Annotated in this window: 13 protein-coding genes and 1 pseudogene; 4 read left to right on the forward strand and 10 right to left on the reverse strand. The window is 62.6% G+C overall.

Annotated features, from left to right (window positions below):
• Window positions 1–117 precede the first annotated feature (117 nt).
• The 4 genes and pseudogenes from ABIE53_RS21350 to ABIE53_RS21365 all read right to left on the reverse strand — a co-directional run bounded on the left by ABIE53_RS21350 (window position 118) and on the right by ABIE53_RS21365 (window position 5,108).
• A pseudogene (locus tag ABIE53_RS21350) lies at window positions 118–1,370 on the reverse strand (c-type cytochrome).
• 92 nt (window positions 1,371–1,462) lie between these two features.
• On the reverse strand, window positions 1,463–3,190 hold the full coding sequence (locus ABIE53_RS21355; protein ID WP_006049713.1) for a methanol/ethanol family PQQ-dependent dehydrogenase: 1,728 nt from the start codon (window positions 3,188–3,190) through the stop codon (window positions 1,463–1,465).
• Between the two features lie 332 nt (window positions 3,191–3,522).
• Window positions 3,523–4,032, reverse strand: coding sequence for a cytochrome P460 family protein (locus ABIE53_RS21360; protein WP_053860799.1), 510 nt, complete (start codon window positions 4,030–4,032; stop codon window positions 3,523–3,525).
• A gap of 44 nt (window positions 4,033–4,076) precedes the next feature.
• On the reverse strand, window positions 4,077–5,108 hold the full coding sequence (locus ABIE53_RS21365) for an alpha/beta fold hydrolase (RefSeq protein ID WP_053859916.1): 1,032 nt from the start codon (window positions 5,106–5,108) through the stop codon (window positions 4,077–4,079).
• A 418-nt stretch (window positions 5,109–5,526) separates the two neighbouring features.
• Between ABIE53_RS21365 and ABIE53_RS21370 the strand changes: the two genes are divergently transcribed.
• From ABIE53_RS21370 to ABIE53_RS21380, 3 genes are all read left to right on the forward strand, one after another.
• On the forward strand, window positions 5,527–5,784 hold the full coding sequence (locus tag ABIE53_RS21370; RefSeq protein ID WP_006049717.1) for a DUF4148 domain-containing protein: 258 nt from the start codon (window positions 5,527–5,529) through the stop codon (window positions 5,782–5,784).
• Between the two features lie 30 nt (window positions 5,785–5,814).
• Complete coding sequence (locus tag ABIE53_RS21375; protein ID WP_114157740.1) at window positions 5,815–6,120, forward strand: hypothetical protein; 306 nt, start codon at window positions 5,815–5,817, stop codon at window positions 6,118–6,120.
• A 79-nt stretch (window positions 6,121–6,199) separates the two neighbouring features.
• Window positions 6,200–7,471 (forward strand): epoxide hydrolase family protein, encoded by a 1,272-nt coding sequence (locus tag ABIE53_RS21380; RefSeq protein ID WP_114157741.1) that lies wholly within the window; start codon window positions 6,200–6,202, stop codon window positions 7,469–7,471.
• Between the two features lie 96 nt (window positions 7,472–7,567).
• Here the strand turns inward: ABIE53_RS21380 and ABIE53_RS21385 are convergent, their stop codons facing one another.
• The 5 genes from ABIE53_RS21385 to ABIE53_RS21405 all read right to left on the reverse strand — a co-directional run bounded on the left by ABIE53_RS21385 (window position 7,568) and on the right by ABIE53_RS21405 (window position 13,244).
• Window positions 7,568–8,608 carry an ATP-binding protein gene (locus ABIE53_RS21385; RefSeq protein ID WP_192699651.1) on the reverse strand — a complete coding sequence of 347 codons (1,041 nt, stop codon included), beginning with the start codon at window positions 8,606–8,608 and terminating at the stop codon, window positions 7,568–7,570.
• Window positions 8,609–8,903: 295 nt separating this feature from the next.
• Window positions 8,904–9,683 carry an alpha/beta fold hydrolase gene (locus tag ABIE53_RS21390; RefSeq protein WP_192699650.1) on the reverse strand — a complete coding sequence of 260 codons (780 nt, stop codon included), beginning with the start codon at window positions 9,681–9,683 and terminating at the stop codon, window positions 8,904–8,906.
• Between the two features lie 69 nt (window positions 9,684–9,752).
• Complete coding sequence (locus ABIE53_RS21395; protein ID WP_006047166.1) at window positions 9,753–10,088, reverse strand: DUF4148 domain-containing protein; 336 nt, start codon at window positions 10,086–10,088, stop codon at window positions 9,753–9,755.
• A gap of 239 nt (window positions 10,089–10,327) precedes the next feature.
• The gene (locus tag ABIE53_RS21400; RefSeq protein ID WP_192699649.1) at window positions 10,328–11,836 is read right to left on the reverse strand and encodes a M81 family metallopeptidase; all 1,509 of its coding nucleotides are present in this window, start codon (window positions 11,834–11,836) and stop codon (window positions 10,328–10,330) included.
• A 118-nt stretch (window positions 11,837–11,954) separates the two neighbouring features.
• Window positions 11,955–13,244 (reverse strand): MFS transporter, encoded by a 1,290-nt coding sequence (locus ABIE53_RS21405; protein WP_107706968.1) that lies wholly within the window; start codon window positions 13,242–13,244, stop codon window positions 11,955–11,957.
• A 162-nt stretch (window positions 13,245–13,406) separates the two neighbouring features.
• On the opposite strand from ABIE53_RS21405, the gene ABIE53_RS21410 reads away from it, so the two are divergent.
• Window positions 13,407–14,351, forward strand: coding sequence for a LysR family transcriptional regulator (locus tag ABIE53_RS21410; protein WP_192699648.1), 945 nt, complete (start codon window positions 13,407–13,409; stop codon window positions 14,349–14,351).
• 19 nt (window positions 14,352–14,370) lie between these two features.
• Here the strand turns inward: ABIE53_RS21410 and ABIE53_RS21415 are convergent, their stop codons facing one another.
• Window positions 14,371–14,769, reverse strand: a complete 399-nt coding sequence (locus ABIE53_RS21415) for a BON domain-containing protein (RefSeq protein ID WP_006047170.1) — start codon at window positions 14,767–14,769, stop codon at window positions 14,371–14,373.
• Between the last annotated feature and the right edge of the window lie 125 nt (window positions 14,770–14,894).

Here is a 14,894-nt window from a genome sequence, read left to right on the forward strand (position 1 = left end):
TATTGACGCACACGCATGAAGCACCCGGCGATTCTCCGTTGCTCGGAAGAACCGCCGGGCGCTTTCTGTCTTGCCGAAGTTTGCGCTTGCGCGTTGGCTTTTCAGCGCTTCACGACGCTATTGCGAAGTGCCTGCACTTAGCGAGCTACCCGCGTTCAACGGTTTCGACGAAGCCCTCGCGCTCTCATCCGTCAACTTCGTCTTTCCAGCGCTGTAGCCGTTCGAATACAGCAGAAACGCCATGATGTCCGCGTAATCCTGCGGCTTCATCTTGCCCGGACGGTCCGCCGGCATGTTGTTCGCCATGTATCCATACACACCGCCGATGGTCAGCTTCGCATTCGAGGTCGGCGCGAACGACGGGCCGCGCAACGCCGGCGCGTTCAATCCTTGCAACTCGGGACCGTGGCACTTCGCGCACGCGCTCGAGTACAGCGTCTTGCCATGCGCGACCTGCGCGCGATCGAAAGCCGGCGCGTCCGCGGGCACGGCTGCATCGACCTTGATGAAATGGCCGCGCTCGATCTCACGGCCGCCGGCTCGCATGATCGGCGATTTAACGTCGGCACGCCGAGGACCGTCGCGATAGAGAAACGCCGCTGCGTCGGGCGCACTCGCCTGCGTCATGCGCGGCAACGTCCAGCCGCGCGTCAACGCGGCGAGCCTGCCGTCGGACTCCATCTTGCGCAACGCGGCGTCGATACGCGGCTGCAACGCCGCACCGAGTTTTTGCCGAACGCAAATACCAGGTGCCAGTCCGCATACGCCGAAGCGGCTTGCGCGATATGAAAGCTCCGCCCAGGATGCGTGTTCGTATAAGCGACGACAGTCGGATACCAGACGATCGCGCGCTGCGCATGCCCGCTTGCGACGGCATCGACGGTAAGCTCGGCCGTGTTCTGCAGATCGAGCTTCACATTGGGCTGTTGCACGGCGATCAACTGCGCGGGGCTCGCATAAGTGGCCGCGACGATTTCCGCGCCGCCCGCATGCGCCGCGGATTCCTGCATCGTCACGCTCACGTAACCCGAGCGCAGATAGGCACGCGAGAAAACGAGCTTGCTGCCGGAGCCGTCCGCGATATCCGAGCGCGGGAAGCCGGCGATCGCATCGCACTTGCGCGCGAGCGCCTTGTCGAGTTCCTTCAGCGACACGCCGTCGTCGTCGCTGCTCGCGAAGCCGCCTGGCGTGAGCGTAAAGGCGATGCCCGCGGTGCGAAACGCTTCGCGCGTCACGGCCTCGTCGAGTGCCGTCGACGGACTGCCTGGAAACGTGCAGACGCGCACGCCCGCGCTCGCGTGGCCGGGCATCAGCGCGCCGCTTGCGAGCAACGCGCCGGCGAGTGCGAAAGAGTTGAGTCGAGTCTTCATGGTCTTGCTTCCGGAAAGAAGCGGCGCCGCCGCAGCCAGGTTGCTCGAGCGAATGTGCATCGGGCAGGACCGGCGCCGGCGCCGCGTGGGCATCAGCCGCGATTGAGTGCGAACACGTAGAGCGTGCCGCCGCGCGGGACCTTCTCCGCGGCCTTCGCCATCGGTCCGCCCCAGATCGGATTGGCCCCGCCGTAGCCGGCGAGAATCGCCACGTACTCCTTGCCGTCGACTTCGAATACCGACGGTTGCGCCACAATCCCGCTCGCCAGTTTCGGGCTCTTCCAGAGCACTTTTCCGGTTGCCGTGTCGAATGCGTACAGATGGCCGTCGAGCGAACCGCTAAACGCGAGACCGCCCGCGGTCGTCGCGACGCCGCCGTTCCACGGCAGCTTGCTCCAGAAACTCCACAGCTTCTTGCCGGTGCCGACGTCGATAGCCTGCAGTTCGCCGTAGCCCTTGCTGCCGGGCTCCGGCTTGATCTCGAAGCCTTCGCCGAGGTACGGCAGTCCTTCCATGTACGTGACCGACTTGCCGGACAGCGACATGCACGCATGCAGCGCGGGAACGATCGCGATGTGCTTGTCCGGGTCGTACGAAACCGACCACCAGTTCTTGCCGCCGAGAAAGCTCGGGCACGTTTCGATCGTCGTGCCGGTCTTCGGATATTTCGCCGGGTCCTGGATCGGCGCGCCGTCCGCTGTATAGCCGGTCACGGAGGTGGCCTTGACGAAGGGCTTCGCGTAGATCAGCTTGCCCGTCGACCGGTCGATTGCGTGAAAGTAGCCATTGCGGTCCGCATGGATGATCGCGTCGTAGTCCTTGTCCTGATACTTGATATTGGCAAGCACCGGCGTGTTGACGCCGTCATAGTCCCAGGTATCGTGTTTCGTGTACTGGTAATGCCATTTGAGATCGCCGGTCTTCGGATCGAGCGCGAGCAGCGAATCCGAATACAGGTTGTCGCCCGGCCGCAGATCCGCGAGCCAAGGTCCGGGATTGCCGACGCCCCAGTACAGCGTTTTCGATGCCGCGTCATACGTGCCCGTCAGCCAGGCCGGCGCGCCGCCGTGCTCCTGCATGCCGTCGGGCCATGTGTTCCCACCCTTCTCGCCGGCCGCGGGCACGGTGAAGCGCTTCCACAGCACGTTGCCGTTGTCGGGATTCAACGCCGCGATAAAGCCGCGCGCGCCATATTCGCCGCCCGCGCTGCCGACCACCAGCGCGCCGTCGAGCGCGAGTGGCGCAAGCGAAAACGCGTAGCCGACTCCGGGCTCGAACATCGCCTTGCGCCACGTCGGCGATCCCGTTTGCGCATCGAGCGCGACGACCTCGCCGTTGAGCATCGCCACATAGACGTTCTTGCCGTATAGCGCGACGCCGCGATTGATCACGTCGCAGCAGGCGGTCTTGAACGATTCGGCGCTGAGCTTCGGTTCGAACTTCCACAGTTGCTTGCCGCTTGCCGCGTCGAACGCGTAGACGTTGTCTTTCGGCGTGGTCACGAAGAGATAACGGCCGTTGACGATCGGCGTCGCTTCGAAGCCCTGTTGCAGTTCGGCCGGAAACTTGTAGCTCCAGACCTGCTTCAACTGCTTCACATTCGACGTGTCGATCTGCTTGAGCGGCGAGTGCGCCTGGCCGTTGTAGGTGCGGTAGTACGTGAGCCAGCCGGGATCGCTTTGCGCGGCGGTGAGCCGTTCGTAGGTGACGGCTGGATAATCGTCGGCCACCGCCGCCGTTGCGCATGACAAACCGACGGCCGCGGCGACGCTTATCGCAAGCGCTCCTCGCCGCATCGTCCGAATCGAACGTGCTTTCATCCTTGTCTCCTGGTGTCGACCCGAGCTTGAGTAAAGCGCTGCTCCGGTCACACATCACATGCTTGCTGTTGAGTTATCGATGCGAAGCCGGACGGCGACGCCATCGTCTGGGGAACGCAGTCTGGCTGCGAACCGTTCGAGGCAAGTCGCATGCCATTGCGGCATGGTTCCGGCGCAAGACGCGCCGGACTAAGGAGAGGAGGAAAGCTGGAGCGATCCGCGCGCTAGGTCAGCGTGATAAGGGCTGTTGCACGTTGAAGCAATCCATCGCTGATGTGTTGCTAAAAAAGACAGCGGGCGTTGGGTCGGAAGTGTGGGGAGCGCCGCCGCGCTTACGGCGCGAATCGCGTGAACACGTAGTCGCGATCCTTGACCTTCGCCGCGTGACACGCGAAGCAGGTCTGGTGTTGTGCGGCATCGACCGGCTGGCCGTTGACGAAGCGCCCGAAACCCCAACCGCCCGTCGATGCATAACGGCGCGAGTCCTTCACCATCACCTGGACCGTGGTGGGCGGTCCGGGAATCGTCGCGGTCGCGAACTCGGGCGACTGCTTGCGCTTGTATGCGAGCTTGACCAGGATCGTGCCGTCCGGATAAGGCAACGTCGAGTTCTCGATCGCCTTGATCGCCGCGGGGTTGCCGAGCACGACGCGCAGCTCGTCGAGCGGCGCGGCCTCTTCGGCCGGCGCGATCATCTGCCACTTGCGGTAGCCGTCGGGAATCGTCACCCCGTAGATCGGCGACGGCGCCGACTTCGCGGGCCCCGCCAGCGCGTGTTCCGCGACTGCGCCGAGCAAGAGCGCCGCGCTCAGCGCAACGTATGCGGTCCGTACTTTTCGCATCTGCATCGTCATGTGCCTGTCTCCGCTTCGTCCGCTTCGTCCGCTTAAAAACGGGCGACGTCGATGACGGCGTCGGCGAAGGCTTTCGGCGCTTCCTGCGGCAGGTTATGCCCAGTGCCGCCGCCGACATTGCGATGCGCGTACTTGCCGGTGAACTTCTTCGCGTAGGCCGACGGCTCGGGATGCGGCGCGCCGTTGGCGTCGCCTTCCATCGTGATGGTCGGCACGGAGATAGTCGGCCCCTTCGCGAGACGCTTTTCCAGATCGTCGTATTGCGGTTCGCCCTGCGCGAGTCCGAGACGCCAGCGGTAGTTGTGAATCACGATCGCGACGTGATCCGGATTGACGAACGATGCCGCCGAGCGCTCGAACGTCGCGTCGTCGAAATTCCATTTGGGCGACGCGGTATGCCAGATCAGCTTGTTGAAGTCGTGACGGTTTGCGTCGTAGCCCGCTGCGCCGCGCTCGGTCGCGAAGTAGAACTGATACCACCACGCGAGTTCCGCTTTCGGCGGCAACGGCGCCTTGTTGGCTTCCTGGCTGCCGATCAGATAACCGCTCACCGACACCATCGCCTTGCAGCGTTCCGGCCACAGCGCCGCAATGATGTTGACGGTGCGCGCGCCCCAATCGAAGCCGCCGAAAATGGCCTTGTCGATCTTCAGCGCGTCCATCAGATTGATGATGTCGAGAGCGATGACGGCCTGCTGCCCGTTACGCGGCGTATCTGCCGAGAGAATGCGCGTCGAGCCGTAGCCGCGCAGATACGGCACGATCACCCGATAGCCGGCGGCGGCCAGCAGCGGCGCGACTTCGACGTAGCTGTAAATGTCGTACGGCCAGCCGTGCAACAGGATCACGACGGGGCCGTTTTGCGGACCCGCTTCTGCATAACCGATGTTCAGCGTGCCCGCGTTGATCTGCCGAAGGTTCTCGAAGGAGGTCGCGCCCGCGCCCGCCTTCGCGCCAGTGGACTGCGCATGCGCGAGTCCGCTCAAACCAAGTTCCATCAGGCTGATGCCCGCGACGGTCGTACCGAGCAGACGACGACGCCGGTTATTAATCTGTTCAGTCATGGCTATTTCCTTTTTTGAATGAAAACTTGCGAGAGCCTGCGCGTTGCCAGTCCGGCCGGCGTGGAAGTATTAGACGCCTTCAAAGTATCCGCCGTATGTCCACGACACACGCCAGTGCAACGTTATGTGTCGCCCGGTTGTGTAGATACATTGGGATACAAAACGGACATGGCATTCGATCCGGCAAAAGCTGAGTAGCAGCGAACGCAGAAATTTGTTTCTCAATGTGTATGAAGTCCAAAGCGATACACAGACTTGCAATAGCCCCTTCGCACGACACAAGCCAGATACCTCTCCCGGTTCTAATGCATTCCAACGACGGACTCTGATCGACGCAGCACGGCAAGCCTCACTGCCGATAGCGGCTCGCAGATGCCCGTACGGATGCTTTCCATTTGAACTGTTCCAGGAGAACGACATGAAAGTCTCGATCATCGCTTTGGCCTTTACTGCTTTCGCCGCTTCGGCAATGACTGTTTCCGCTTATGCAGCAAATCCGGCGGTCAATTCCGCCACAGCAAACTCCGGCAGCTACGACGCGCAGCAAGCAACTCAGTGGGCGCCGGTTCAGCCCGCAACGACAGCGAAGACGCGCGCCGAAGTTCGTCAGGAACTGGTGCGCGCCCAGAAGGACGGCCAGCTCGCGGCACTCAGCAAGATCTATCAGGGTAGCTAAGTTTTTCCATTCAATCTTGGAGGTTTCATCATGATCAAGCGTCTCGTCATCGCCGCCGTTCTTTCCACCAGCGCCGCGATCGCCGCGCCGGTTTTCGCCAGCAGCGGCTACGGCCCCGCGCCCCACTACGACCCGCTGATCGGCGCACCGTCGTCGCAACGCGGCCAGAGCGCCGAGACCGTTCGCGCCGAACAAACCTCTCTGATGGCGAACGCGGACATCGACGCGCAATCGTACGGCGGCATGCACGACACGACTTCGCAGGCCGGCTCGCGTTCGGCGCCGCACGCATCGGACGCATCGAATACATCCATCGCGCCGTATGCACATCATTGAACGCGAGTCGACTGATCGATAACTTGCCGGCTCGCCGCGATGAGCGCGCCGGTTTCTCATAGCGTCAGGAAATAAAAATATGTCTTCAACACCGTTTTCTCCCGCTCGACGTCACGTGCTGGCCGCCTCCGTTGCAGTCGGCGCGATGGGGCTGATTCCCGGCTCGGTGTTCGCCGCCGCAGGCGACAGCAAGATCCGTCCGTTCAAGGTCAACGTGCCGGAAGCCGACCTCGCCGATCTGCGCCGGCGCATCGCGGCCACGCGCTGGCCTGGCAAGGAAACCGTCGCCGACGAATCGCAAGGCGTGCGGCTCGCCAGAATGCAGGCGCTCGCGAAGTACTGGGGCACCGATTACGACTGGCGCAAAGGCGAAGCCAAACTGAACGCGCTGCCGATGTTCATGACTGAAATCGACGGGCTCGATATCCAGTTCATCCACGTACGTTCGCGCCACAAAAATGCGTTGCCGCTCATCATGACGCACGGCTGGCCTGGCTCGATCTTCGAGCTGATCAAGGCCATCGGGCCGCTCACCGATCCGACCGCGTATGGCGGCAGCGCTGACGACGCGTTTCACGTCGTCGTTCCTTCGCTGCCCGGTTTTGGCTTCTCAGAACAACCGAAGAAGACCGGCTGGGGATCGGATCACATTGCGCGTGCATGGGGTGAACTGATGGCGCGGCTCGGCTACACGCGCTTCGTTTCGCAAGGCGGCGATTGCGGATCGGTGATCTCGCACCGCATGGCGATGCAGAAGGTCAAAGGGCTGATCGGTATTCACGTCAACATGCCGGCGACCGTGCCGCCGGACATCGCGACGCTGCTCACGCTGGGAGAACCCGCGCCCGCCAATCTGTCGCCGAAAGAGAAAGCGGCGTATGACTCGCTGAATGTTTTCTATCGCGACAATTGCGGCTATGCGCAGATGATGGTGACGCGGCCGCAGACCGTCGGCTACGCACTCGCGGATTCGCCTGTCGGCCAGGCCGCATGGATGTACGACAAGATTTCGCAATGGACGTATAGCGGCGGCGTGCCGGAACGCTCGCTCACACGCGACGAAATTCTCGACGACATCTCGCTCTACTGGCTGACGGACAGCGCCACGTCCGCTGCACAAATCTACTGGGAAGATCATTCGAACAACTTCAACGCGGTCGATATCTCGTTGCCTGCGGCAGTGACGGTCTTTCCTGGAGAGATCTATCAGGCGCCGCGTAGCTGGACCGAGCGCGCCTATCACAATCTGATCTATTTCAACGAAGTCGATAAAGGAGGCCACTTCGCCGCGTGGGAACAGCCGCAACTCTTCGCGACCGAAGTTCGCGCTGCGTTCCGCAGTCTGCGTTAGGCGGCGCGTGAGTCACGGCGACTGCATTGCGCGTGCATTGCGCGCACATTGCGCGGTCGCCGTGACGTTTGCATGCCACCAAGGAACGGTGCGAGTTCACGCCGCGAGAGGCAGCGTCAATCTCGCTTCGAGTCCGCCGCTATGGCGATTTTCCAGTTGCAGTTCGCCCTGCATCGCGAGTGTCAGGCGCCGAGCGATTGCGAGTCCCAGGCCCGATCCCGGCGCACGCGCTGCCGTCTGCGGCGCACGATACCAGGGCGCGAATACCGCTTCCATTTCGGCCGGCACAATGCCCGGCCCCGAATCGACCACCGCGACCACCACGCGACGAGCATCGACGCGCACGCACAGGCGCACGTCGTTGCCATAGCGCAATCCGTTGTCGATCAGATTGACGAGCACACGGCGCAGCGCATGCGGACACGTCACGACCGGGTGGCCGACCTCGCCTTCGAGTTCGACGGAGCGGCCCATGTCCTTGTAGTTATCGACGAGCGCGCCAAGCAGTCCGTCCGCATCGAAGCGCCGCAGCGGAGCGCCGGCGCAGCATTGCATCCGCGCGCAGGCGAGACTCGCTTCGACCAGTTCGTTCATCTCCGCGATGTCGCGCTCCATTGCGTTGCGCAATTCTCCTTCGTCGACTCGCTCGCAGCGCAGGGCCATGCGGGTCAGCGGCGTGCGCAGATCGTGTGCGTAGGCCGCCAGCACGTCGAGCAGTTCGGCGACGCGTTCGGCCTCGCAGCGCTGCGCGCCGTTGATCGCACGCGCGAGCCGCGCGACCGTGGGCGGCCCGAATTCCGGCAAACTTTGTGGCAAGGTGCCCGTGCTGCTGCGTTGTTCGATCGCGGCGGCAAGCCGCGCGATGCACGAACGTTGCTCGTAAGCATGCACCGCCAAAGCCGCCGCGAGCACCGCGAAGCCCGTTGCGAGCAGCCAGAGAAGCGGCAGCAGATAACCGCCGGCGCGATACGGCTGTGCGTAGAGCGTCGCTGCATGTGCCGCGGGCATGCTTATCGCTATGAATACGGCGAGCACGCGAGCCGTCCAGAGCAACCAACGTCTTGCCGCGCGAGTTCGGATTTTCAGCAGGGAGTTGGGCGAGACTTCACGCGACACGGTCCAATGGATGAAGGTCATCTTCGTTCTCCTGGCACCGCCACGTCGGACGGCTTGGCAGAATAAGATCATGCGGGGCGGGGTTCGCACCATCAGACATGGGGTCGTCTACCCCCTACTAAGGTTTGCCCTCGTCATGCGGTGGTGTACTTTCGGTTAGCCGTGTCCGAGCGCGCGAGGCCGCTGGCGACGGCCCGCACGGAAGGGATCATCGCCGGTAACGACAACGAGTTGCTCGGGCGCCCCGACACGCGGGCGCCCGAACAACTCATTAAGCTGACGTTTGTATGTGCACGGCCTGCAAGCCCGCCTGCTGCTATTGCGCCGCTTTCGCTGCCGCGATGATCGTGTCGGCGACCAGCTTCGGCTGACTGACCATTACGACGTGGCTTGCATTAGCCATCGTGACGTGCGCGCCGATGTTCTTCGCCATCGCCTGTTGCAGATGCGGGTCGATCATGCGGTCCTGCCCGGTCACCACGAAATACGACGGCTTGTCGTGCCACGCCGCTTTCGTGACCTTCTCGCCGATACAGGCCGAGGCCCACGGACCTTGCGTCGCCGCGATCACACGGCGTTGCGGCAAAGGCACGTCCTGCGCGAAATCCTCGAGTACGGCTTTCGTCGACAGAGTCAGATAGCCGGCCGAGTCTTTCTGCAACTCGCCGGCCCACACGGGCGCCGGCTTTCCTTTGGTGATGTCGTCGATGGACTGACCGCTGTCCGGCGCAAACGCGGCGACATAGACGAGGTTTTTGACCTTCTCTTCGTTGCCTGCTTCACTGATGACCACGCCTGCCCACGAATGGCCGACCAGCACCACAGGTCCGTCCTGCTGCTCGATCACGCGTTTGGTCGCCGCTACATCGTCGGCCAACGAGCTCAGCGGATTTTGCACGGCGACCACGTGCGCCCCTCGCGCTTCGAGTAGCGGAATCACTTTTTCCCAACTGGAACCGTCGGCGAACGCACCGTGCACGAGCACGACGTTCTTGCCCTTCAGATCCTGCGGCGGCGCGGCGTGCGCAGCCTGCAGCGCAAACAGGCCGCCGAGCAACAGCGCGGCACCGGCGAATTTCTTGAGAAGTCTTGTCATTTGTTTTTCTTCCGACGAGAGAGTTGACGACGCGCGCTTTACGCCCGGTTAAGCGCGCCGTCGCGTGAATCACGAATGCGCGTAGATCGGGCCGAGACCGACCACGTCTTGCTGCGAAGTCGACACGTGGTTCACCGACGAGTGCGAACCCGCCGCGGAGCGGCTTTGCTCGACGCCGCCATATGCGGCGGATGCCGAGCCGTTCTGGGCGGCAATGCGCGCTTCGGCCGCTTCGATGTTGCTCGGATATTGCGTGTTGTCGCTGGCCGGGTTGTAGCCGGCCTTCTGCAACTGGACGAGTTCCGCGCGCACATCGGCACGCGTCAAAGCGTGAGTCGATTGAGCGAACGAGACGGCAGGAACGGCAACGAGTGCTGCAACGAGAAGGGATTGAACGAGTTTCATGAGCTTTCTCCAGATAAAGACGGCATATAAAGGTCGAGGTTCGGTTGAAACACGCGGCAGCAGGAAGCTGCGAGCTAGCGTGTCACCCGAATCCGGCGCAGTGTTGCGAATCAACCTTGCGTGTAGACATTTAACCCCGCCGACGTATCTGCAATGTTTTCGCAAAGCCGTTTAATGCAACGGCGTTTATCTCGACACGGCGTGGATACACTGCGATACAAAAACCTCTGCGAATCGAATCAGCCGGCTACCGTATTCAATTCGCTGAACGACGGTCCGAGCGGCCGCACGCGCATGTCCGGGGCGAGATGTTCCCACGGCAGATCGGCCGGATCGGCGGCCATCGGGCCAGGCGCTTTGGCGACGAGAATCGCCTCGGCGATCGCTTCGAAATCCGCGCGAAAATGCACCGAACTCTTGTTGACGAGAATCTTCATTTGCTCCGGCTCGATGCCCGCCACGCGGAACAGATTGCGATCGAAGATCTGCATCTTCACGGAGCTCACGGCAATGCGCACGCCTTCTATCCGCAAGCAGGCGACCGGTCCCAATTCCCCTTCCATGCCGTTCAGCATCGGGCCGTCGAAGCGGAAGCGCCCGTCCGACAAGTGCTCGACTTCGAATTCGGCTTCGAGCGGCGAGTCGCCTTCCACACCGGAACCGCCGCCGAGCCGCAGCGCAATCTTCGCGCCGACACCCGCACGATGCGCCGCCGCCGCGGCTTGCGCGTCCCAGATCACGCCCACGGCCGCATCGGTCGCACCGTGGCGCAACAGCGCACGCACCATGCCCATGGTGTTCGAATCGCCGCCCACGCCGGGGTTGTCCTGCGTATCCGCGATGATGACCGGGCGCGTTGCGGACGCGCTCAGGCGGATCGCCTCGAGCGCGGCTTCATCGGGCGAGAGAAAGGGCACGTCCCAGCGCGCTTCCTCGCCGACGATCTTCGCGAACAAGGCATCGGCGGCTTGCGCGGCTGCTTCTTCGTCGAACGAATAGGCCCAGATCGTCGGGCCGCACTCGGGGAAATCCGCCGCCGGGAAACCTGGCGCGAACGACACCGAGACAACCGGCCGTTTCTCCAGCTCGGCGAGCATGCGATACATGTCGTTCGCGGGCTCGACGAGCGTGCACATGCCGTTCACCGGAATCAGGAAAGGAACGCGGCGCACCGCGCGATGCAACGGCCGCCGCTCGCGCATCAGGTCTTCGAGAATGCGCGCGGCGCGCTCGCCGGTTTCCGCCATGTCGACGTGCGGATACGTGCGATATGCGACGAGCGCGCTCGCGTGAGCGAACATGCGCGCGGTGACGTTCGCATGCAGATCGAGCGACACGACCACCGGCATCCGCTCGCCGACGATCCGCCGCACGCGCTCGAGCAACTCGCCCTCGCCATCGTCGTGTTGCTCGGTCACCATCGCGCCGTGCAGGTCGAGATAGATCGCATCGAAGCCGCCTTGTTCGACCGCCGCGATAATCTCGCCGCCGATGTGCTCGAAGGCGTCGGTGGTGACATGCGCCGACGCGCTCGCGCCCGCCCAGATCACCGGCTTCAACTCGCGGCCATTCGCTTCCATGACCTTGATGAAACCGCCGATCGGCACGTTGACGTCGCGCAGATTGAGCACGCTGGCGCCGCGCACCATCGGCGGGAATCCCTCGCCTTGAACGAAACTCTCGTACGATGCCTTGGTCGGCGCAAAGGTATTGGTTTCGTGCTGGAAACCGGCGATCAGGATTTTCATTGAAGTCACCTTGCTATGTTTGACTCGTGCGCGAACGCACTCGGGCGCATCCACGAATTAATTCGGATGCCTATTTGTCATGCCGTGAGCAATCTGAGCGAACGCAGCTTCGAAGCCGCTATTCCTGCTTGAGCGTCAGCTTGCCCTTGAGGATGAGAACGGCGGCCAGCGCGGCCGCGCAAGCCATGACGAAGAGTCCCGCATGCATGCTGCCGGTCCCCGCCTTCGTCCAGCCGACTACTGCCGGGCCCCAGAAACCGCCCGACAATCCGACCGTATTGATGAGCGCGATTCCGCCCGCCGCCGCCGTTCCTTCGACGAGTTGCGACGGGATCGCCCAGAACACCGTGTAGGCCATCCACAGGCAAGCGGTGCCGAGCGTCAGCGCGACAAGCGTAAGCGGCAGATTGCCGTCGGCAAGGATCGCTGCGATCAGGAAGACCGCGGCGCCCAGTGCGGGAATCGCGAAGTGATAGCGGCGCTCGCCGAGCCGGTCGGAACTGCGGCCGGCGAGATACATGCAGACGGCCGCGGCCACATAAGGAATTGCCGTGTACCAGCCTAGCCGCAGCGTGTCTTTCACGCCCTGCTCCTTGAGCAGCGTCGGCAGCCAGAAGCTGATCGCGTAGATCGGAAAAATGACGCTGAAGTAAGCCAGCGCAAGCACATACACGCGCGGGCTTTTCAGCACCGCCTTGAACGAATCCGCGCGATGCTGGGTCGGCGCGGTTTCGCCGTCGAGCAAGGCTCTTTCACGGTCGTTGAGCCAGCGTGCTTCGGCGGGTCGATCGGAGATCACGCGCAGCGTCAGCAGGCCGAGCACGATGCACGGCAAGCCTTCGACGAGAAACATCCACTGCCAGCCCGCGAGGCCGCCGACGCCGGCGAGATTCGTCATCAGCCACGCCGACACCGGGCCGCCGACAATGCCGCCCAGCGGTCCCGCGACGAACACGAGCGCAATGGCTCGCGCCATGCGCGCCGGTCCATACCAGCACGACAGGTAATAGATCATGCCCGGAGCAAAGCCCGCTTCGAATACGCCGAGCAGAAAGCGCATCGCGTAAAACGCGGGCACGCTGCGCACGAACAGCATGCACGCGGATGTGATGCCCCACAGCACCAGAATGCGGCTGAAGGTCTTGCGCGCGCCGACCTTCGGCAGCATCAGGTTGCTCGGCAATTCGAACAACACGTAGCCGATGAAGAAAATGCCCGCGCCCACGCCATACGCGGCGTCGGAGAAACCGAGGTCGGTCTGCATCTGCAATTTCGCGAAGCCGACGTTCACGCGATCCAGATACGCAAACATGTAGCAGGTCACCAGAAACGGCAGAAGCCGCCAATTGAGCTTGCTGTACAGCGCGGCGGCGGGATCGCCGGCGGCCGATGGATGAATTGCTGACATGGTTGTCTCCGAATGTCTCACTGGACCCGTCGCAGGGGTTGAGTCGATGGTGGCAGCGCAAAAGTCGACTAGCAAGAGCAACTAAGTTCACGTATCGTTGCCTTTTAAGCAACGCAACGGCGATTGCCATGAAAGCGCCAATGCGGCGTTAGGAGCGGTGAAATGCGAGAAATCAACCAGCAGCGTCTGCGCTATTTCCATGAAGTGCTGACTCATGGCACCGTTCGCGGCGCAGCCGAGCACATCAACACGTCGCCGTCGGTCATTACGCGGCAGATCAAATTGCTCGAAGACGAACTTGGCGCCGTGCTGTTCGAGCGACAGGCGCGCGGCGTGAAGCCGACCGAAGCCGCGATGCATCTGTTGGAATTCTGGCGCGGCTATCGCTCGCAACAGGAAAAGCTCGAAGACCAGTTGCACGCGCTAAAAGGTCTGCGCACCGGGCAGATTCAACTGGCCGTCAGCGAAGGGTTTGTCGATATCTTTGTGGACGATGTGCTGGCGCCGTTCTGCACGCGCTATCCCGGTCTCGAAGTCAGCATGACCATGCTGGCCGTCGACGCGTTGCTCGACGAGGTCGCGGAGAATCGCGCTCATATCGGGCTCGCGTATAACCCGCCGCCGCACGCGCGCATCGCGTATCGCGCGAGTTCGGCGCAGCCGGTTGTGCTGTTGCTGAGAAAGGATCATCCACTAGCGAAACGGGGCGGCCCGGCGAGTCTCGATGACCTGCAGGCGTATCCGCTTGCGCTGATGCCGCCCACGTTCGGCATCGGCCATGTCGTTTCGATGGCGCAGGTGGCGGCGAACGTGTCGATCCGCCCCACGCTCGTCACGAACTCGTTGAGCGCGCTGAAGCGCTTTGTCACCGCGGAGAACTTCATGACGCTGGTCGGAGAATTTGCCGCGTACCGCGAACTCGGAAGTGAGGAACTCACCACGGTTGCGGTCGCTCATCCGCTGTTCGAGAGCGCGCAAGCGAGAGTGCTGGTCAAAGCGGACCGGCCGCTTGCCGCCGGGCCGCTGGAACTATTGAAATGGATCGAGGAACGCATGCCGATGTTCGCGCCGGTGAAACGGCCGGCGCGCCGGAAACCCATACGCTGAATCGAAACGCTGTGTTCGTTCAGCCTCCGCCTTGCTCGCGCAGTGTCAGTTTGCTGCTGACCGAGGTCACGCCTTGTACTTTCTTCGCGGCGTCTACTGCCAGACCTTCCTGATCGTCGCTCTCGATCTGTCCGGCCAGCGTCACGTGACCCGTCTTTGCATTGCCGAACACGGCGATGGTTGTATCTTCAAGACCCTTGGTCCGGAACAGGGCTTTCTGGACTGTCTTCGAAAATGTACGATTAGCTGCCCGAACTGATTTCTTGCTCGGCGCCGGGTTGCTGGGTGACACGCTGCTGGCGGACACGCTGCTGCCCGATGCCGCAGCCACGGCGTCTGCGGCGAATGCCGGCGTGTATGCGAATGCTGCTGCAGCTAACGCGAGGCCGCTGCTCACAACGAGATGTCGAAGTTTCATGATTGATCCTTTTGAGGTTGGAGAGAACAACGTTTTGGTTTTTTAGAACGATCACTGCAACTGGCTACGCTTGCGCCGTATAGACATTAGAAGCGCGGAATGTATCTGGTGTGTGTCGGCGACGT

Origin of the sequence: Paraburkholderia sp. OAS925 (genome assembly GCF_040543975.1) — a bacterium.
Taxonomy (GTDB): Bacteria; Pseudomonadota; Gammaproteobacteria; order Burkholderiales; family Burkholderiaceae; genus Paraburkholderia; species Paraburkholderia graminis.